We start from the raw sequence: 18,493 nt of genomic DNA on the forward strand, positions 1-18,493 counted from the left end.
AGATTTTAGATCCAAGGGCTTAACTTCTATTGAGGAGGAAACTGCTGCTCGTTGACGATGGTAAATCCTGAAGAAACTGAGCCGTAAGAACGAACTTTGTCAAAAATTTTTACTAATTCCCTTGAAGGTTTCCGGGTAGAAATCTTCTGTCGCGACCTTTTTTGGAAATTAAAGACCTCTATAGGGCCTGGTTCGCTAGGATTCTCGCAGGCAAAAACTATCTCAGAAAATGAAATAAATCCTAAATAGGAATTGCTTTCAAATCCTTCACAATTAGAAAAAGCCAATATTTTATAGCGATTAAGAGTGTCTAAAACTAAATGATTAACCCAAGAATTATTTAATCCATCAAAAACATCTAATCTTAACACTAAATATCTATCATCCGGGGAAAAAGAGACTGGATTAGCAATAACGTAGTTATGAATATTGTTACTTAAGCCCAGAATATCTCCCAGCCTTGTTGTACTTGATAGTCCATCCTTTTCAATCACTAATTCTCCAAGAATTTTATCAGCAGTATTGGGATTACATTTTATAAACAAGTTATTGTTTGCCCGACTGTTGGCTTGACCAACTCTCCGAATATTCATATTCAGATAAATTGAATTGATCCCATTCGGTGAGGTTAGTTTCTGGGATTGATAGCTAACTTGCGTAGAACCCTGACAATTGCCATTCAGTCTGCTAATAATTTCTCGACTTAAAGTGGCGAAATCGGAATCTTGAGCCGATGATTTGTTCGCGTAGCTCGAAATAAATCCAAGAATAATTGCAATATAAATTAACGTTGATTTTAGCGATCGCATCCAAAATTCTCTCCAAAAGCAGCTAAGTCGCTCGCAGACAGCTATCATGCTGCCAGTTCTAACTCTAAAACGATTATCCTGACAATCGGATGGCAGAGGCATCGGTGCGATCGCGCACGCGAGAAAGCGGGTGTTCCTCTAAATATGGCTCAAAGTGGCTCAAATACCATCACAGGAACGAGTAGATAGCCAGTTTCTGAGGCAAGCAGGCAGCCTATGCCCAAAAAACGACCCTCTTCATCGTTCAGCCGCAACTTTCCCTCTTCAGCGTCCGTCAAGGCAGGAAAGGAAAGGGGGCGAAAAGGAATGCGCTGACCTTGGCACCAGGCTTTAGCGTCTGTTGCTTGTAAGGTGACAGCTGGGAGATGCCCCAAAGCTGCCGACGCTAGAATTGGGTGGAACGTTCCTTGTTTGAGCTGTTCTTCCAATTCTTCAAAAGTCAGACTATCGGCTATCTGGAAACCGCTACTCTCAGTGCGAGTCAAGGCGGCAAGGGTGCCGCCGGTTGCACACGCCGAACCTAAATCGCGGGCGATCGCTCTAATATAAGTTCCAGGGCCACAAGCGATCGCTACATCTAATTCGGGAAAATCTCCTTCTCTCCACTCCAATATTTCTAGCTTATAAACTTCCACCTCTCGCGCTGGAACTTCAATAATTTCCCCCGCCCGTGCTCTATCGTACAGGCGTTTTCCCTCAACTTGAATGGCACTATAATTTGGCGGCACTTGCTGAATTTTGCCCTCAAATTTCTTTAAGGCTGCTTGCACTTGTTCTAAGGTTAATCCTGGTACTGGATGGGCGCTGATAATTTCTCCTTCCAAGTCATCAGTCGTTGTCCTTACCCCCAGCTGAATCGTCCCTCGATAAGCTTTATCCTGCCGCAGATATTGCAACAGTCGCGTCGCCTTGCCCAGCGCAATTGGTAACACGCCAGTCGCAGCCGGATCTAAAGTTCCTGCGTGTCCCACGCGCTTGAGGCGCAAGAGTTTTCGCACCTTGGCGACACAATCGTGAGAAGTGAATCCAACTGGTTTGTTTAAGTTAAGAAATCCTTGCATTTAATCCTATAAGTTTTTAATTAGTGGCACTGCCACACCAAAGCAACTTGTTCCTTATGTTCTGGGCATTGTAGGAGATATGCTGCTCCCATATCACCCCAGTTATAAGGAATATTAATAGTGTCATCTCCTGAATCAATTTGAAAAATGAATTGATTCATTTCGTGGTTACAAGTTGGACAATTTGGATATTCAGGATCTTGTACCCAACTAGGCCAACCAGCCAACTTGTCTTCTCTTGGAGGGCGCTGATAGACAATATCAAAAGCTTTATTATCTATTGTATAGTTATCTAGCTTTATCTCTTGCCTGTCAGGGTACTCATCCCTTTCTTCCCATTCCACAATTAACTTAGCAGGAAATAAATCTTCTATTTCTGGTATGTCCATCTCTGATGGTGTGCTGTTTGGTTGAATAATTCTCACAACCTCACAATCAACCTCGCAAAGAGGCTCGTTGTAGCTAGTACAATAAAAAAATTGTAATAAACCACTACCAAACTTTCCATTCAAGCTTTCAGGCAACTGCTCAAGATTCAGTTGCAGGAAAAACTGCATTGGCTTTTGACAATTAGGACAAGTAGGCCAAGTCTCATCGGCACTCAGCCAAGGTTTTCCTGCAAACTTTGATGCAGTTAAATCTCCATCACCTTCTTGAACGATAGGTTTCCAAGCCGAACGCCTAACACCACTTAGTTTTTGTTTCAGTTGAGCTAATTTCAAATCATCCGATTGCATATTCTAGTTAAGGTGTAGGAGCAATATTTTTCGGGTAAGGCACACCTAACGCCTCTACCCTATCTCCTGGCAGAGAAGGGGAAGAATTCCTCTCGTCCCCTTGCAGGGGAAGGGCTGGGGGAGAGGTTAACTGAAAAGTATTGGGTGTAGGAGATGGGATTGGCTGAGCAGTAGAAGTATTGCTGATTCCCTGCAATTGTTCCTCTGTTAAAGACTGAATCAAAACTAAAGGAATCTCATCTCGACTGATATATTGAGCGTAAGAAGCATTCAGGTAGCCTTGATATTCTGGCTCGTTAGAAACATAGGTTTTAAAAAAAGCTAGGCTCAGGGCTTTCACATATCCAAAAGCAGTCACGGGATTTGGTCCCGCAACTTGCGGCGGAATCTTGACTACGCCAGTGCCTTCAAACGCTTCTCCCAAAGTGGAAAAATGCGTTGCCTTTTTCATTAAAACCAGATATTTGTTGGGAGTTGTCAGCCAGGTGAAGGGTTTAATTTGTTCTGATAAAGCAGGTGCAGCAGTATCGTTACTGCTGGCAAATAACATTATCGGAACTTTGATGCCGCTCATCTCAGTTTTTCCGAAAATACTACTATCAACTGGATTGATCGCGATCGCTGCCTTAATTCGGTCATCCCCTAACTGATAATCAATTTGCGGCAACAGCAACGCCCGACATTGGAGCAACAGCGACAGATTCAACGAACTATTGATGGCAGTGCAATCTTTTTCCAGGTTCTCAAAATTAATTTCTGCACCCGCCAGCGCCAACGCTGTGTAGCCGCCAAACGATTGACCAAGGACGCCGACGTTTTGCATATCTAGTCGTCCTCTATAAGTAGCTGCTAGTTGATCTAGCAAATACTTCATATCCAGAGGACGGTCAACTGCCTCGCTGGGAGGAGCCGCATCGCTCGTCAGACCGCTAATTAGAGCCTGCAATTGCTGGGAATTACTGCCTGGATGCTCTGGTAGAGCTACTGCAAATCCATGAGAAGCTAGGTGTCTCGCCAGGTAAGCATAGGACAAGCGATCGCTTCCCAGCCCGTGAGAAATTACAATTACGGGTGCGGCTCGTCCGCTCAACTGCGGCAGATAAACATCGACTGGGAAGGTACGGCTGCGGCTGAGGTCATTGAGCGTCAGGGTCTGCATTTCCCAGCTTAGCGGCCCTGGTTGCTGTAAATCTCGCCCTGCGGGAATATTAGACGATGTTGCCATTTGTGATGGCTGAAAGGGCATCTGAGTGGATGACTGAGCTGAGATTTCAGCCAAAGCTGCCTGTTCAACGGCAGCGATCGCTCCTTGGGTTTTCCCGATTAGGTTGCTCAGCTCATCAATAATCTCAAAGCCCCGATCCGAATTAATCCGAATTGCGTAAGTCGGAAACTTTCGCAGTACATTCAGTGGCGTCAATCCTTGTGGATCGGCAGCAGCTTGAATTAAAGCAGCTCGAATTGCATAAAAACCCGGTTGAAACGCTTTTGTTTGAATAATTTCGCCAACCCGCCGCAGCAGAATTTCCCCCTGCGGCGTGTAGAGAAATTGAGCTACTGCCACCGGACTCACATTCGCACGAGTTTGCAAAATCCTCCGTAACTGCTCTAGCTGTTCCGGCTTAAAAAATTGAGCATAAAACCCTAAATCCTGATTGATTTTGCCTTCCCTGGCATATTCTTCCAGTGCCGAAACCGGAAGGGATAACTGTATCGGTCCATAGGAAATAAATATTTTTTCCGCAGCCAAAACCCGACTCGGCATCAAAGCCGTTATAGAAGGTAAAACCATTCCTAGACAGAGACATGGAAGGCTTAAAAGCAAGCGTTTAATCGCAGAATTGATAATCGGCGATGTAGGTTGCCTTTGCAACCCACTCTTTAAACATCCCTCCCTGTTGTTTTGCCTAAAAGGCTTCCTCAAAAGACTCAATTTCGTCCCATCTTTCATCGGTTCCCTGTTTTTGCAATCTCTGGCAACGTTTAACATAGAGGCTAGCCGCTTTATCTTGATTATTTTGCTCTAAGACGTTCTTAAAAATTTCCTCCGCAAAGGCATATTTTTTGCTGTAATAAAGATGAATTCCCCATTCAAAAGAGCTTCTGGTTTTGCTTTTTAGCTCTAAAGCCTCTAAGATAACACCATCAAAAACTTCAAAAATAGGCGATAAATCTTTACGACCTTTAATATGAACTTTATCCAAGAATCTATAATTATATCGAGTGGGATCTTCTAAACCCAGCAACGTCTTTTCACTAATAATAATAGAAGCTCCGTAGGCTTTGGTCAAATCTTCCAGACGAGACGCCAGATTCACTGCATCTGAAATCACTGTCCCTTCCATACGCTGTTCATCTCCAATCGTGCCTAGCATCAAACTGCCGCTATGGATGCCAATGCCGATAGCGATAGGAGGTAAATTGCTTCTTCGGCGTTCCATATTGTACTGCGAAACTTGTTTTTGCATTTCAATCGCTGCCCGCAAAGCATCTTCAGCGCTTTCCGGGAAAAGCGCCATCACCGCATCTCCAATATATTTATCTATAAAACCATTATTATTCCGGATAACGGGACTCACCCGACTCAAGTAGGAATTAATAAAATTAAAATTCTCTTTGGGTGACATCGCCTCTGAAAGGCTCGTAAAGTTGCGAATGTCAGAAAAGAGGATTGTCATGTCTTTCTGCACTTGATCGCCTAGCTTTACATTAACAATGCTTTCTTCTCCCAGCAAACTAATAAATTGACGGGGCACAAATCGACCATAAGCAATATTTATTTTGGAAAGCTCAAGATGAGTCTCTATTCGTGCTATCAATTCGTGTCTTGAAATAGGTTTAGTTAGATAATCATTGGCTCCCGACCCAAAGGTTTCTAATAAATTAGCAACGCTATGCGCTTCTGTCACAATCACAATTGGTAATTCATTGGCAGGGAAAGTTTGGCGAATTTTTTTGCAAACTTCATAGCCTGACATTTTTGGCATCATTACATCAAGTAAAATTAAATCAGGCTTTAGACCTTGCTCAATGGCTTCTAAAGCAGCGATTCCATTCCTCGCTTGATAAACCGTATAATTTTCCAAATAGAGATAATTGTTAAGGATCTGAAGATTAACCGGATCGTCATCTACAATTAAAATTTTAAATTTTCCTTCTTGGGGTGCAGGTTGTAGGTAATCTTGTAACCTTTCAAACTGAAAGTTTTGAATTTCAACCTCTTTTGAACTGAGTTCTTTGGAAAGCGTTTGTTGTATACTTTCCAATTTTCCTGCCAGCGGTAGCGTAAAAGTAAACCGCGAACCTTTTTTTAGAATGGATTCTACGTAAATTTTGCCGCCATGCAATTCCACCAGTTGTTTAGTAACTGCAAGGCGGATGCCCGTCCCTACGTAAGGTCTAGAAATAGATTCTTCGGTAAGTTCAAAAGCATCAAAAATGGTATTTATTCTATTGATTGGAATGCCAATTCCGGTATCTGCAACCGTAATTTCCATGTAATTATCCGCAACTGAAGAAACAACTTGTATACTACCTGTATCAGTAAATTTAATCGCATTACTAACTAAATTATGCAGGATTTGTTGAACTCTATTTTCATCAGCACATACCATTGGTACAGTAGGTTCAATTCGATTAACCAAGCGCAAACCTTTGATATCTGCGAAAGGTTTAGCAAGAGTTAAAACTACATCGGCAATTTCTTGCATTCCTACTGGTCTGAGTTTTAACCCCAGTGTTTTATGCTTAAGTTTTTCTAAATCAACAATATCGTTAACCATATTTGCTAGCCGTTGACCGCTTTGCAAAATCATTAACAAATTTTGCTTTTGAATTTCCGACAGTTGTCCAGCAGCTCCCTCTAAAAGAGAGTCAGTGATACCGATTATTTCATTTAAAGGAGTTTGTAGCTCTTGGGAAGTATTAGCTAAAAATTCATCTTTTAGTTGATTGATTTGTAATAAATCTTTATTTTTGGATTCTAGGTTTTGGGCATAGTCTCGTATTTCCGCTACCATCGAATTAAAGGCATCTGCCAACAGTCCCAACTCATCTTTGCTTTTAACATCTATAAAGATGTCAAAGTTGCGATCGCATACTTTTTGGGCACCTTCTAATAATTTTTCGATAGGGTTTCCCAACCAACGCGCCAGCAAAAATGCGACGAGCAGCGATAGGAATAAACTAATACTAATAATACTGATGCAAATGTATTGTAATTTATGAATTTGGTTGATTTCGTTGGTGCCGTCGTACTCTAAAACTAAAACAGCAATGACATTATCTTTTTCATCTTTAATGGGAATGGCTGCTTTGAGAAAAGTGCCAATTTTATCTGTATAAAATTTCTTGCCAGCTTGTGCTTCCCCCTCAAAAGCTTGCTGTAGTTCATTTTGCTCAGTTGCGTATAAATCCCCAATCAATTTTTCTTTCTGAGCTAGTATTTTTTGAGAATCGTCATGAGCCAGAAACTTGACAATTCGATATCTCGGCGATTCTGGAATGCTGACAATAAGATAGGTTGAGCGAATGAGGGGAATCTTGTCTTTTGCTTCCGAGGTTTGCCTCAAAAATCTCACAGGAAATACTTTTCTCCGGCTGCTATTTCTAATTTTTATCAAAATTTTTACAAGAGCTTGATACTCCGGGGATTTTATATATTCTTGAGCAATTTTAGGTGGTAAAGAAGCCGTGATTTCTCCAGGTTCTAGGGTTTTAATTTTTTCGCTGACAGGCAGAGAATTTTTTTCAAGAGACTGACGAAGCTGCTGAATTGTTTGTTTTTCGTCTTGCTCTAACGAAGATGCTCCTTGACGACCTACATCTTTAAGCCGCTCTGACATCTGGTTTAAAACAATTTGATTTGTTTTTGAGTAGAAAAAATAAACGCTAGTGCTGGTGACTCCAACTGAAAGAAGCGAGATAGCCAGCCCTATTTTCACCGCGAAGGGAAATTTCATATTCGGGATTCTGGAAAAGTTATATTTCTGTGATATTTCTAATTATTTTTATGAATCAATGATTATCTTAGTAAATATCCTTAAATGGCTTAAAGTTATACTAAAAATTTTAAGTCTAACCCCCCTAAGCGGTATACATCAGTTTGTTAATTCTTGCAACCTATTTTCTAGGTAGGGGAAACAGGCTGAGCTTTTGCTTACTTTTTTTGCTGAAAGGATACAAAAGGAACTTTTACCATATCAATACCTTTTTTAAGGTTTATTTTGACTTTATAGTGGTTTATTTCTCGGTTGAAAAGATATTTTCGAGGACTAGGGTTGAAAGAGACTGGAGAAGCCTAAATTTGGGATGAATAACTCTCTATTAAGCTGCTGGAACAGAAAAAATATTTTCCCTTCAAACCCGTTAAATTCTGCAAAAATGGGTTGCTATCCCGAAAGTTTTACCCTGGATGTACCTGGAAACACTTCTGGTTACTCATGAACTTGTCCTTACAATTCTCTGCCACAGCTAAGTTGATAAAAATCTGGTAGGGTTTTAAAACGGTATAACAAGAGCCAAGTAGAGTCTAAACGACGCGCTCCGTTAAGACTCACGCTGCGGGAACGCATTTTACTTCACTCATCGGGGATAAAAATGGAAGCATTGAAAGGACGAGATCTCCTAAGTCTGGCAGACCTCAGTGCTGAGGAAATGAAAGAACTTTTGGATTTGGCAGCTCAGCTGAAGACGCATCAGCTAAATTTGCGCTGCAATAAGGTGTTAGGGCTGTTGTTTTATAAAGCGTCTACACGGACTCGCGTCAGCTTTTCAGTGGCAATGTACCAACTAGGCGGTCAGGTGATAGACCTTAATCCTAATGTTACCCAGGTGAGCCGGGGAGAACCGTTAGCCGATACAGCACGAGTGTTGGATCGCTATCTAGACATCTTAGCGATTCGGACATTTGAGCAGGAGGATCTGCAAACTTTTGCGAACTATGCCAAGATTCCGATTATCAATGCGCTGTCGGATTTAGAACATCCCTGTCAGGTTTTAGCTGATTTATTAACTGTTCAAGAATGCTTTGGAACGCTAGATGGGCTAACTTTGACTTATCTGGGAGATGGTAATAATATGGCAAACTCCCTGCTTTTGGGCTGCGCGTTGATGGGGATGAATGTGAGAATTGCTACACCTACGGAGTATCAACCCGATGCGGCAATTGTCGAGCAAGCGAAAAAGATTGCACAGACTAACTCTGAGGTAACAATTACTAACGACCCTGAAGCTGCCGCTAAAGGTGCCCATGTGCTTTATACCGACGTTTGGGCAAGTATGGGTCAAGAGGAACAAGCAGATGCCAGAATTCCAATTTTTCAACCTTACCAAGTGAATGAGCAGCTGTTGAGTATTGCCGATCCTGATGCAATTGTGCTGCATTGTTTACCTGCTCATCGAGAGGAAGAAATTACCGATGCTGTTATCGAAGGTTCTCAGTCGCGGGTTTGGGATCAGGCAGAAAACCGAATGCACGCGCAGAAGGCTTTGTTGGTGAGTCTTTTGGGAGCAGATTGATAATTTGCTAATCCCTAATCGCCAATGGCAAATGGCTAATTGTTTAAAAAACATTAGCCATTAACCACTGGACAGACGTGGATTTTAGTAGTACGAATGTTCTATAGGACGTAGATTTGTATTCCCCTATTGTTTTATGGAACCCCTAACTGATGCTCAGCAGCAACTTTATAATTGGCTGGTGGAATATATCAGTCAATATCAACACGCGCCTTCAATTCGGCAGATGATGCGGGCAATGGAACTGAAGTCGCCTGCGCCGGTTCAGAGCCGCCTGGAACACTTGCGTGCGAAAGGCTATATTGACTGGACGGAAGGAAAAGCCCGCACGATTAGGATTGTGCGCTCTGGTGTGGGTGGAGTGCCGGTTTTAGGAGCGATCGCTGCCGGTGGTCTTGTCGAACCTTTCACCGATACGGTCGAACAGCTGGATTTGGCTGCCCTGTTTCGTCAGCCGGATTATTATGCCCTTCGGGTGGTCGGAGACAGCATGATTGATGACCAAATTGCTGAAGGCGATATGGTCATCATGCGACCCGTACCCGAACCGGATCGCGTGAAAAATGGCACGATTGTGGCAGCACGAGTCGAAGGACACGGAACGACCTTGAAACGCTATCACCGGCAGGGAGAGCAAATTACGCTCAAACCAGCCAATACCAAATACGACCCCATTAAGGTAAAGGCGAACCAAGTGGAGGTGCAAGGTGTGTTGGTCGGCGTCTGGCGCGGCTATGAATTTGCTTCCATGAAATCGGGATCTCGAAGGCGATAGCATTCTTCGCGTTCCTCTTATCAAAGTCTCCGGGAAAAGGTTTCTCTCTATGGGATGATATCTCAAGACCAAAAGAGCCATTCTCCTGAGTCATTAGGAATTGGAGAAACGGTAATTGGTAATTGGTAATTCATACAAGGCATTACCGATTACCGATTACCCACTACCAAGGACAGCAAACTAATGACTCAAAGTTCGTAAGGAGCCTTTGTCAGTCGTGAAAGCAACCCAATCTTTTTTTCAAGTTTTTCAAAGCCGCAAGATGGCGGCTCTTTTGTTTCTGGGCTTTGCGTCAGGTTTGCCCTTGTTCTTGACGAGTAAGACGTTGCAAGCCTGGATGACAGTCGAGAACGTGAATTTAAGTGCGATTGGGTTGTTCAGCTTGGTAGGTTTGCCCTACTCGCTCAAGTTTATTTGGTCGCCCTTACTCGACCGCTTTGTGCCGCCGTTTCTGGGGCGTCGTCGTGGCTGGCTAGTTCTGACGCAAGCGGCATTGTTGTTAGCGATCGCAGCAATGGCGCTCCAAAAGCCCTCCCAAGCTTTGCAACTGTTAGCCGTCAATGCTTTATTCATTGCCTTTTTCAGCGCGACTCAAGACATCGCCGTTGACGCCTATCGCACAGATGTCCTGGAAGAACGGGAAATGGGAGCCGGGGCAGCGATTTTTGTTTTAGGATATCGCGTTGCCTTGCTGATTACGGGTGGTTTGGCGCTGATTTTAGCGGAAAAATTGTCTTGGCCTACAGTTTACTTGTTGATGTCGCTGTTGATGGCAATTGGGTTCGTGAGTTCAATTTGGGCACCGGAACCCATACAGCGCGATCGCCCACCCGATTCCCTATCAGAAGCGGTGTCTTTGCCATTTATTGAATTCTTTCAACGCAATGGTCAGAGCCAAGGATTTTTGATTCTAGTTTTCATTGTTCTCTACAAACTGGGTGACGCGCTTGTTAATAATATGTCTACGCCCTTTTTGTTGGAGAAGACCGGCTTAAACTTCTCTTCCGCAGAAGTTGGTGCAATTCAGGGCGGCATGGGATTATTGGCAAGCATTGTTGGCGCTCTTTCAGGCGGTGCAATTCTCAGCAAAATCGGTATTAATCGCTCACTTTGGGTATTTGGTGCTTTGCAAGCAGTGAGTAATTTTGCTTATTTTCTCCTTGCACAAGTCGGGAAAAACTATCAGTTACTTGTACTGACTATTAATATTGAAAACTTTTGTGCTGGACTCGGAAATGCCGCTTTTGTAGCCTTTTTGATGAGTCTTTGTAACCAGCGCTTCTCGGCAACACAGTATGCGTTACTCTCCAGCTTGATGGCAGTCAGCCGCGATATTTTAGTTGCCCCAGCGGGTCGAATCGCAGAAGCCACTGGTTGGCCTTCCTTTTTCCTAATTAGCATCGCCGCTGCCTTGCCTGGATTACTGCTGCTGCCTATTTTTGCTCCCTGGAATTCGCGTTCCGTGCCAGAAATGCCTAGAGAGGTACTAGATGATGAAGACGATGACTCTCAACAGTTGTAGGATAGAAACAGAGAGCTTAACAAATCTTAAACACAATTCTTAGAAAAGTCTTTCTCTATGGCTATCTTTCGTCAGTACATTGTTCCATTGATCGTGGTGTTGATCTTTTTTGTGGCGCTGGTGGCAGTTAGCGCCCGCATCTTTTTACCCTCTGACATGGCAGCACCCGCACCTATTGAGGAAGTCAATCCTCCTGGGGAACACGCTCAGGCACCGGCATCTGATTTTGGCTTAGAAATGATGGATTTAGGATTGACCTCCAACCTAAAATCGATAGTCTAAAATGCCTTGTCTGTTATTGCCGGGGTATCAGCTGCGCGAAGGATCGAGTCTGAATCGAGCAAGTCTCGTGAAATTCATGCAGCTGACTTACCAGGAGCTTTTTCCAGAACAAAAAGATTTTTCTCATCTAGCGGAAACGGTTGAGCAATACTTTTCTAAAAAAACGCCTTTGTGGTGGGTCGAACTAAAGGAAGAAGGAAGAAAAAAGGAAGAAACAGATTCTTCAATTCCCGGCTCATCCGTTCATCATCCTTCCCAAGTAGCTTGTCTTTGGTTGGGGAATGCCGTGGATCAGGTAACAGGCGATCGCCATGCCCACATTTTTTTACTCTATGTCTTGCCAGAACACCGCGGACGTGGTATAGGAAAAGCTTTGGTCAATCATGCCGAAGACTGGGCGCGGGCAAGAGGCGATCGCCAAATGGGTCTGCAAGTCTTTCAAACCAATCAACCCGCGTTGAATCTTTACCGCAGCCTCGGCTACCAAACCCAGTCTTTGTGGATGCTGAAACCGCTGTTTCCTGAGACACCGCAGCCATAAGGAAGACCAAGCAAGCTATTTTGTTTTGGGTCGTCCAAAACCTTTTGCCTGTTTCTTCCCTTTGCCCTTAGAAGTTTTTTCCGGTACGGCAGGAATGCTGTGCGTCTTTGGCAATGCCTGAGCTTCAGATGTTACAGCAGGCTTTGTCTGCGTTTGTGGCTCGGCTTCTTCACCAGCATCAGCGGCAACAAACTGTTTCCCACAGTCTTTACAAACATATCTTTGCTTGTTTTTATAGTGCCCATTTTTCCGAACCTCAGTAGCGCCGCATTTTGGACAGTTAATCTGAGGTGTTTCTATTGCTTGGGCTTCTGGGACGGCTGCGGGTGCTGATTCTACCGCGGGTTCGTTCTGGTCGTCTGCTTCTGGTTGCTGGTTGAAAACAGATACCACTGCTTCAAGCGCTGATGCAGCTCTATCTAATAAAGTTGGTTGAGGGGCGTCTGGTTCATCATTGGGAGCGATCGCTTCCTCCGAAGACTCAGCAGCCGTCTCCTCGTCTGGTTGAACTGACACTGGAGCTTCGGCGGTTGGTGTTTCGGTTTCGACTTCCGATTTGCTGGGGATCTCTTCGACTGGAACGGATGTAGCCGCTGATATTTCGGCTTCGACTGGAGGTCCTGGTTCTACAGCAGGCTCTTTTTGGTCGGCATCTGGCTTGTCGAAAACAGATACCACTGCCTGAAGCGCCGCCGCCGCCCTGTCTAATAAAGAGGGTTGTTGGGTATCTTTTGGTTCCTCTATCGGAGCGATCGCCTCTGGCGACTCAGCCTCAGCAGCAGTCGTCTCCTCAGTCGGTTGAACTGACACTTCCGGTGCCGCCGTTGGAGTTTCAGATATTGCTTCTGGAAGGGCGCTGGGCGTCTCCTTGACGGGTTCGGGAATGGGTGCTGCTTCCGTCTCTGGCACTGAACTGGATGATGACTCTACTTCCGGTGCCGAGACTGGAGTTTGGGCTTCTGTCTGTGGCACTGAGCTGGATGGTGACTCAACTTCCGGTGCCGCGACATCTGAGGGAGCCGTAGAACTCGCGTCTACTGGCTGCTCCCAACCAGGTACTGGAGGGGCAGGCTTCCAGTTAGGGTCAGGCTGGGGAATTTTGAATGCTATAATTTCCGGCGGTTGCGATCGCGTTGGTTTGGCAGCAGTCAGTCGGCTGATGCGATCGCCGAGATTTTCCGCGATCGCATAGGTCACGGGAAGCACCGTCGGTTTCGAGACTGCCTCTCGCACCAAGCCGCTAACGTGTTCGGACGGATCGAGGGCAGGTTGAGGGGCAGGTTGAGGGGTAGATGGCACTGACGGTGATAAATTGACCTGCGGCAATGGCATCACCGGCTGCTGAGATTGGTGGGTAGGTCCCAAGGCGGGAACGAATCGAATGGAACGAACCATCCGGCGATATGGCTCTAGGTGGTCTGTCACATTACTCCCCCTGTTATCAAGGATCACAATAGAAGGCTCTTGGTGTCGTGTACTATACCAAATTCAACTTTTTGATCGGGTCTAGCAACTCATAATGTTAGTTTTCTTAACTTTCGTGCCTCTCTCAAGCAGGCATTGCCGGTAGAGACTAGAGGAATGGGAGCGGTAGTGGTACTTTATTCAAATATGTATGACGACGATGACGATTTGAGCTTACTCGATCCAGAGATAGAGCTAGAAAGCCCTCTGGATCAAATAGAGCCGCTTGATGCCGACGCAGAGAGCCAGCCTAAACCAGATCCAGATGCGATGCTGGCACTGTTAACGGCTCCTGGAACACAGCAACGGATGCTAGCAGCACGAGCTTTCTGCGAACTCCAGGATGAACGGGCGATTCCTCATTTAATTCACTTACTGAGTGACCCCTGCCCGTTGCTACGGGTGAGTGCTGCTTATGGGCTGGGGCGCAATCCCAGTTCTACCGCCGTAGTGCCGTTGATAACCCAGCTCAACAACGATTGGAATGGCTACGTCCGCAAAGGTGTTGTTTGGGCTTTGGGAAACTGCCGCGATCGCCGCTCGCTAGAACCTCTCACCGACGCCTTAAAAACCGATATTTCTGCCGTGCGTCTGTGGGCAGCCAGTGGGTTAGCTCAAATGGCTGAACTGGGCTACGAAGCCATTGTGGCATCAATTCCACCCCTGATTGAAGCTCTAAGGCAAGACCCGATCGCCGCAGTCCGTAGCAACTGTGCTTGGTCGTTAGGACAACTCTGCCGCGAAATGCCTTCTAATGCCGTCTACGCCGGTGCCATTGATGGATTAATTGAAGCATTCGCAGAAGATGAAGAGATGGGTGTCCGAGAAGATGCAAAAGCTGCGCTTTTGAGAGTCGGCGATCCTAGAGGTCTTCAGTTGATTGAAACCTTAGAACAGGAAGGACTCGTGTAAACTGACAACATTACGCTGGAGAACTGCGGATTTCATCCAACTTTGCCCGCACCGCTTGAATATCCTGCCACATTAACCATTTGGGGCTGCCCGCTTCACGGGCAGGATTCCGCAGCAGGTAGGCTGGATGGAGAATCGGCATACATAGGCGTCCTTCCCACTCGATCCAAGTGCCGCGAATCTTAGTAATGCCTCTTTTATCGCCAGTCAATCCTTTCACTGCTGTAGCGCCCGTCAATAGGATAATTTTCGGGTCTACCATGCGGATCTGTTCTAATAGATACGGTTTGCAAGCAGCGATTTCATCGGGGGTGGGAACCCGATTGGCGGGGGGACGGCACTTATTAATATTGGCAATGTAGACGTCCTGTTCGGTATCTAGCTGCACCGACGCGAGTATTTTATCTAGCAACTGACCCGATTTACCGACAAATGGTTTGCCTTGTTCGTCTTCATTTTGACCGGGCGCTTCCCCCACAATCATGATGGGTGCCTGGAGATTGCCGCGTCCAACTACAGCGTTTGTGCGGGTTTCGCCCAATTGACAGCGATAGCATTGGTTGCAATGCTCAGCCATCTGAGCCATTGTTTGATAGGTGCCAGCAGGAATAGGAATTTTGGCACTTGTCGGAATCAGTTCTAGTGCTTGAGGCTGGGCTGTGGTAGATTCGCTAATCCCTGAGGTGTCAAAAAGGCTGAGTTGGTCTTCGCTTGGCATGAATTTGGCGGATAGTCTATGGTTTTTCCGAAATAATCCTAACAATATTGACACTCCGCTGACCTAAGCCGGAAGCTCACTCTTCCGACTTAGGTCAGCGTGGGGCTTAGGTTCTCTGGGCTTCCGGTTACTCTTAGGCTGAAAGTGGGTTCACACTTGCCCTTTGATAGTTCATACTTTGGATGGACTCTCGATTTCTGCCTTATCTGGCGAAAATCAGCCATTATAGAGGCGAGCGCACTGCCAACTTCTGGAGGGTGCCATGTCATCAGCCCCAATTTTCCGCGATCGCATTACTGCTGGCGAGCAGCTAGCTCAGCCTATTCTGGCAGAGATTAAGCAGCTCCAGGCTCAAGGCTTGAGCGTTCAGCCGATCGTTTATGCACTGCCTCGCGGCGGCATTCCGGTGGCTGTGCCGGTAGCACGCTGTCTGGGTTGCCCGGTGGATATCGTTGTCGCTAAAAAAATTACCCGTCCTGAAAATCCAGAACTGGCGATTGGTGCCGTCACGTCAGATGGGCACGTTATCTGGTACCAGGCAAAGCGATCGCGGAAAGATCCCGAAAATAATCAGCTACGGGAAGCGGCGTTGCACCAAGCCCAAGAAAAAGCTGCGGCGCTATACAGTCAGCTTTCTCCTAGCTGCTTGTCCGTGAATCCTCGCGGTGCGATCGCTATTTTAATTGACGATGGCATTGCTACCGGCATGACAATGGCAGCCGCCGCTTACGCTTTGAAAGCCCAAGAACCTGCTGCGGTTTGGGTTTGTAGTCCGGTGGCACCGATAGGATTAGGCGATTGGCTATTATCTTGGAGCGATCGCGTGATTATCCTCCAAACACCCGATCCTTTCCTCAGTGTCAGTCGCTTCTATGAGGCATTTCCCCAAGTTGAGACACAAGAAGCGATCGCTGACTTACAACAGCACAATCAGCAGATTTTTCCCGAAATTCCTCCAGATGCACCTCTAAGCAGATAGCCAAACTGTTTAATTTTGATTATCTTAGCTAGTAGTCCTAGATTGATTTTTTTATTAACGATTAACCGTTAGTTAATCGTTAATGGCTCTTTTAAAAAATAACAACCGATCGATGAGACCTATACAATTTTGGTGGCGCACTTTAGTTTTTTCTAGCCAGTACAATCCACCTTGGTTCGTTGAGTTGCTGATGACCGGGTTAGCTATCGGCTTACTGATGAGCTGGGAAATTACCAAAGACTGGCCTTATCTGCTTTTAAGTTCAAGCTATGCCATTGGAGCTGCGATGTCAATGTGGGTACGCGAAACTCTCATGCCCTCGCCCCATTTGCGCGTGATGCAGATTCTCGCCATCCTGTTACTAATCTATAGTTTTTGTAGCTTTTCTGACTTAGCCGTTTACCTCAAGTAATCCTGTTTGAAATTTAGATTCCAAAATCTAATTTTACACACTATTGGATAATTTTAAATCATGAAAATTTAAAATTATCAAGCGATAACTTTTCTTCAAAAATAAGTAAAAATTTTAACAAATAGCAAAGGCTTGGTGAAGAATTAACCGATTTCCTATGGGATCGTAAGCATAGATTTCTCTGCCATGAGAAGCAATAAAAATTTCTCCTAGGGGTGGGTATCCGAGGGCAGTTAGGTGAGAAATTGCCCCTTCTAAGTCAGTCACTTCTAAACACAAGCTCATTCCACTTTTAGCTGATTCAAACTCTGATAAGTGCGTTTCTTTAGGTCTGAAAATTCCTAAGCGAAATCCAGGCAACTGAAATTCAGCGTAAATATTCGGGATGTAGGGATTTGGGTTTTGGTTGAGCAGATTGGTATAGAAAAGCACTAGAACTTCAAGGTCAACGGTTGCTAAAGTGACGAGTGCGGCGGTGCATTGGAAAAGCATATTTGTTAGGAATCACCTGAAAAAAGGTTAAGCCTTAATAAATTGGATTTTTAAGAGAAGTGAATAACCTATCTAGAGACGGGTGAAATACACTAACAAAACTATTAATTCTAGGAAGAAATAAAAGAAATCAGCAGGGTCAGTTCATGCCAGATGCACATGATGATACCGCAGCCCAGAATCGTCGCCAAGAAATTCTGAACTGGAAGCGCAGGCAGTTTCTGCAACGACTCGGCGTTTTGGGAGCTGGAGTCGCGATCGCCGATCGGATTTTGCTACACCCACACCAACAAGTCAATGCTGAAACTAATCTATCGCCAACTTCCCAGGCGACGCCCATCAAAGCAGGCGAGATTCCCCGCCGAAAACTCGGACGCACTGGCGTAGAAGTTTCCGCGCTGACACTCGGCGGCTTTCACTTGGGAGTTCCAAACGAACCCGAAGCGATTCGGATTGTTCAAGAAGCGCTGGATGCGGGTGTCACCTTTATGGACAACGCCTGGGAATATAACGAAGGTGTCAGCGAACAACGGCTGGGGAAGGCGCTGCAAGGGCGGCGGGATAAAGCTTTTGTGATGACCAAAGTTTGTACCCACGGACGCGATCGCAAAGTCGCCATGCAGCAACTAGAGCAATCTTTGCGGCGTCTGAAGACGGATTATATCGACTTATGGCAAGTTCACGAAGTTGTTTACGACAACGACCCGGAAAGGCATTTCGCCAAAGGGGGTGTTATCGAGGCTTTAGATGAAGCCAAGCAGCAGGGTAAAGTTCGGTTTGTTGGCTTTACAGGTCACAAAGATCCGGCAATTCACCTGAAAATGCTTTCCTATGATTACCCCTTTGATACGGTGCAACTGCCGCTAAATTGTTTTGATGCCAGCTTTCGCAGCTTTGAGAAACAAGTTCTCCCAGAACTCAACAAGCGCGGGATTGCCGCCATTGGCATGAAAAGTCTCGGCGGTGAGGGCGAACCGATTAAAGCAGGCGTTGTCACCGTTCAAGAAGCGTTACGCTATGCCATGAGTCTTCCCGTGGCGACGACAGTGAGTGGGATTGACTCGCTACAAGTGCTGCGCCAGAACTTGAATATTGCCAGGGGTTTCACGCCGATGACTCCAGAGGAAATGCAAGCCGTGCGATCGCGTTATGCAACCTATGCTGCTGATGGGCGCTTTGAACTTTACAAAACATCAAAGAAGTACGACGGGCCACCGGGTAGAGAACAGCACGGATTTCCACCAAAAGAGCAAGTTGAAACTTGAAGCGG

At 45.5% G+C, this 18,493-nt stretch carries 16 protein-coding genes and 1 pseudogene; 9 read left to right on the top strand and 8 right to left on the bottom strand.

Annotated features, from left to right (window positions below; translation table 11 throughout):
• Window positions 1-26 precede the first annotated feature (26 nt).
• The 5 genes from NC996_RS01655 to NC996_RS01675 form a co-directional block, all read right to left on the bottom strand.
• On the bottom strand, window positions 27-809 hold the full coding sequence (locus NC996_RS01655) for a hypothetical protein (RefSeq protein ID WP_348259967.1): 783 nt from the start codon (window positions 807-809) through the stop codon (window positions 27-29).
• A 149-nt stretch (window positions 810-958) separates the two neighbouring features.
• Window positions 959-1,870 carry a tRNA pseudouridine(55) synthase TruB gene (gene truB / locus NC996_RS01660; RefSeq protein WP_190685590.1) on the bottom strand — a complete coding sequence of 304 codons (912 nt, stop codon included), beginning with the start codon at window positions 1,868-1,870 and terminating at the stop codon, window positions 959-961.
• 20 nt (window positions 1,871-1,890) lie between these two features.
• A complete protein-coding gene (locus tag NC996_RS01665; protein ID WP_348259968.1) occupies window positions 1,891-2,592 on the bottom strand; it encodes a DUF1963 domain-containing protein in 702 nt (233 codons plus the stop codon).
• Window positions 2,593-2,614: 22 nt separating this feature from the next.
• Complete coding sequence (locus tag NC996_RS01670; protein WP_190685596.1) at window positions 2,615-4,399, bottom strand: alpha/beta hydrolase; 1,785 nt, start codon at window positions 4,397-4,399, stop codon at window positions 2,615-2,617.
• Between the two features lie 115 nt (window positions 4,400-4,514).
• Window positions 4,515-7,568: a response regulator gene (locus NC996_RS01675; RefSeq protein ID WP_190439319.1), complete on the bottom strand. Its 3,054-nt coding sequence runs from the start codon at window positions 7,566-7,568 to the stop codon at window positions 4,515-4,517.
• Between the two features lie 637 nt (window positions 7,569-8,205).
• On the opposite strand from NC996_RS01675, the gene argF reads away from it, so the two are divergent.
• From argF to NC996_RS01700, 5 genes are all read left to right on the top strand, one after another.
• Window positions 8,206-9,126, top strand: coding sequence for an ornithine carbamoyltransferase (argF, locus tag NC996_RS01680; protein WP_190429520.1), 921 nt, complete (start codon window positions 8,206-8,208; stop codon window positions 9,124-9,126).
• Between the two features lie 136 nt (window positions 9,127-9,262).
• Window positions 9,263-9,901, top strand: coding sequence for a transcriptional repressor LexA (gene lexA / locus NC996_RS01685; RefSeq protein ID WP_190685599.1), 639 nt, complete (start codon window positions 9,263-9,265; stop codon window positions 9,899-9,901).
• A 262-nt stretch (window positions 9,902-10,163) separates the two neighbouring features.
• Window positions 10,164-11,423 (top strand): AmpG family muropeptide MFS transporter, encoded by a 1,260-nt coding sequence (locus tag NC996_RS01690; protein WP_190410905.1) that lies wholly within the window; start codon window positions 10,164-10,166, stop codon window positions 11,421-11,423.
• 57 nt (window positions 11,424-11,480) lie between these two features.
• On the top strand, window positions 11,481-11,705 hold the full coding sequence (locus NC996_RS01695) for a hypothetical protein (protein ID WP_190410932.1): 225 nt from the start codon (window positions 11,481-11,483) through the stop codon (window positions 11,703-11,705).
• A gap of 1 nt (window position 11,706) precedes the next feature.
• Window positions 11,707-12,246: a GNAT family N-acetyltransferase gene (locus NC996_RS01700; protein ID WP_190685603.1), complete on the top strand. Its 540-nt coding sequence runs from the start codon at window positions 11,707-11,709 to the stop codon at window positions 12,244-12,246.
• Between the two features lie 180 nt (window positions 12,247-12,426).
• On the opposite strand, the pseudogene NC996_RS01705 reads toward NC996_RS01700, so the two are convergent.
• Window positions 12,427-12,525, bottom strand: a pseudogene (locus NC996_RS01705) (IS1 family transposase); the annotation flags it as partial.
• 1,332 nt (window positions 12,526-13,857) lie between these two features.
• Between NC996_RS01705 and NC996_RS01710 the strand changes: the two are divergent.
• Window positions 13,858-14,622 carry a HEAT repeat domain-containing protein gene (locus NC996_RS01710; RefSeq protein WP_190410906.1) on the top strand — a complete coding sequence of 255 codons (765 nt, stop codon included), beginning with the start codon at window positions 13,858-13,860 and terminating at the stop codon, window positions 14,620-14,622.
• A gap of 10 nt (window positions 14,623-14,632) precedes the next feature.
• Here NC996_RS01710 and NC996_RS01715 read toward each other — a convergent pair whose 3' ends face one another.
• Entirely contained in the window at window positions 14,633-15,340 is a 708-nt protein-coding gene (locus NC996_RS01715) for a uracil-DNA glycosylase (protein WP_190410592.1), read from the bottom strand.
• Window positions 15,341-15,602: 262 nt separating this feature from the next.
• Between NC996_RS01715 and NC996_RS01720 the strand changes: the two genes are divergently transcribed.
• Together NC996_RS01720 and NC996_RS01725 are read left to right on the top strand one after the other, a co-directional pair.
• Window positions 15,603-16,319 (top strand): phosphoribosyltransferase family protein, encoded by a 717-nt coding sequence (locus NC996_RS01720; RefSeq protein ID WP_190685610.1) that lies wholly within the window; start codon window positions 15,603-15,605, stop codon window positions 16,317-16,319.
• 112 nt (window positions 16,320-16,431) lie between these two features.
• Window positions 16,432-16,731 (top strand): hypothetical protein, encoded by a 300-nt coding sequence (locus NC996_RS01725; protein ID WP_190410594.1) that lies wholly within the window; start codon window positions 16,432-16,434, stop codon window positions 16,729-16,731.
• Between the two features lie 114 nt (window positions 16,732-16,845).
• On the opposite strand, the gene NC996_RS01730 is transcribed toward NC996_RS01725, so the two are convergent.
• Window positions 16,846-17,223, bottom strand: coding sequence for a VOC family protein (locus NC996_RS01730; protein ID WP_190685615.1), 378 nt, complete (start codon window positions 17,221-17,223; stop codon window positions 16,846-16,848).
• Between the two features lie 146 nt (window positions 17,224-17,369).
• Between NC996_RS01730 and NC996_RS01735 the strand changes: the two genes are divergently transcribed.
• The gene (locus NC996_RS01735) at window positions 17,370-18,488 is read left to right on the top strand and encodes an aldo/keto reductase (protein ID WP_190534885.1); all 1,119 of its coding nucleotides are present in this window, start codon (window positions 17,370-17,372) and stop codon (window positions 18,486-18,488) included.
• Window positions 18,489-18,493: the final 5 nt, after the last annotated feature.

It is taken from the genome of Trichocoleus sp. ST-U2 (genome assembly GCF_039961875.1).
Taxonomy (GTDB): domain Bacteria; phylum Cyanobacteriota; class Cyanobacteriia; order Cyanobacteriales; family FACHB-T130; genus FACHB-T130.

Excerpts from the sequence above, each read along its gene's own strand:
- lexA (WP_190685599.1), top strand. The coding sequence starts at position 9,263 with ATGGAACCCCTAACTGATGCTCAGCAGCAACTTTATAATTGGCTGGTG.
- NC996_RS01655 (WP_348259967.1), bottom strand. The coding sequence starts at position 809 with ATGCGATCGCTAAAATCAACGTTAATTTATATTGCAATTATTCTTGGA.
- NC996_RS01715 (WP_190410592.1), bottom strand. The coding sequence starts at position 15,340 with ATGCCAAGCGAAGACCAACTCAGCCTTTTTGACACCTCAGGGATTAGC.
- argF (WP_190429520.1), top strand. The coding sequence starts at position 8,206 with ATGGAAGCATTGAAAGGACGAGATCTCCTAAGTCTGGCAGACCTCAGT.
- NC996_RS01730 (WP_190685615.1), bottom strand. The coding sequence starts at position 17,223 with ATGCTTTTCCAATGCACCGCCGCACTCGTCACTTTAGCAACCGTTGAC.
- NC996_RS01675 (WP_190439319.1), bottom strand. The coding sequence starts at position 7,568 with ATGAAATTTCCCTTCGCGGTGAAAATAGGGCTGGCTATCTCGCTTCTT.
- NC996_RS01720 (WP_190685610.1), top strand. The coding sequence starts at position 15,603 with ATGTCATCAGCCCCAATTTTCCGCGATCGCATTACTGCTGGCGAGCAG.
- NC996_RS01710 (WP_190410906.1), top strand. The coding sequence starts at position 13,858 with ATGTATGACGACGATGACGATTTGAGCTTACTCGATCCAGAGATAGAG.
- NC996_RS01725 (WP_190410594.1), top strand. The coding sequence starts at position 16,432 with ATGAGACCTATACAATTTTGGTGGCGCACTTTAGTTTTTTCTAGCCAG.
- NC996_RS01700 (WP_190685603.1), top strand. The coding sequence starts at position 11,707 with ATGCCTTGTCTGTTATTGCCGGGGTATCAGCTGCGCGAAGGATCGAGT.
- NC996_RS01690 (WP_190410905.1), top strand. The coding sequence starts at position 10,164 with ATGGCGGCTCTTTTGTTTCTGGGCTTTGCGTCAGGTTTGCCCTTGTTC.
- NC996_RS01695 (WP_190410932.1), top strand. The coding sequence starts at position 11,481 with ATGGCTATCTTTCGTCAGTACATTGTTCCATTGATCGTGGTGTTGATC.
- NC996_RS01670 (WP_190685596.1), bottom strand. The coding sequence starts at position 4,399 with ATGGTTTTACCTTCTATAACGGCTTTGATGCCGAGTCGGGTTTTGGCT.
- NC996_RS01735 (WP_190534885.1), top strand. The coding sequence starts at position 17,370 with ATGCCAGATGCACATGATGATACCGCAGCCCAGAATCGTCGCCAAGAA.
- truB (WP_190685590.1), bottom strand. The coding sequence starts at position 1,870 with ATGCAAGGATTTCTTAACTTAAACAAACCAGTTGGATTCACTTCTCAC.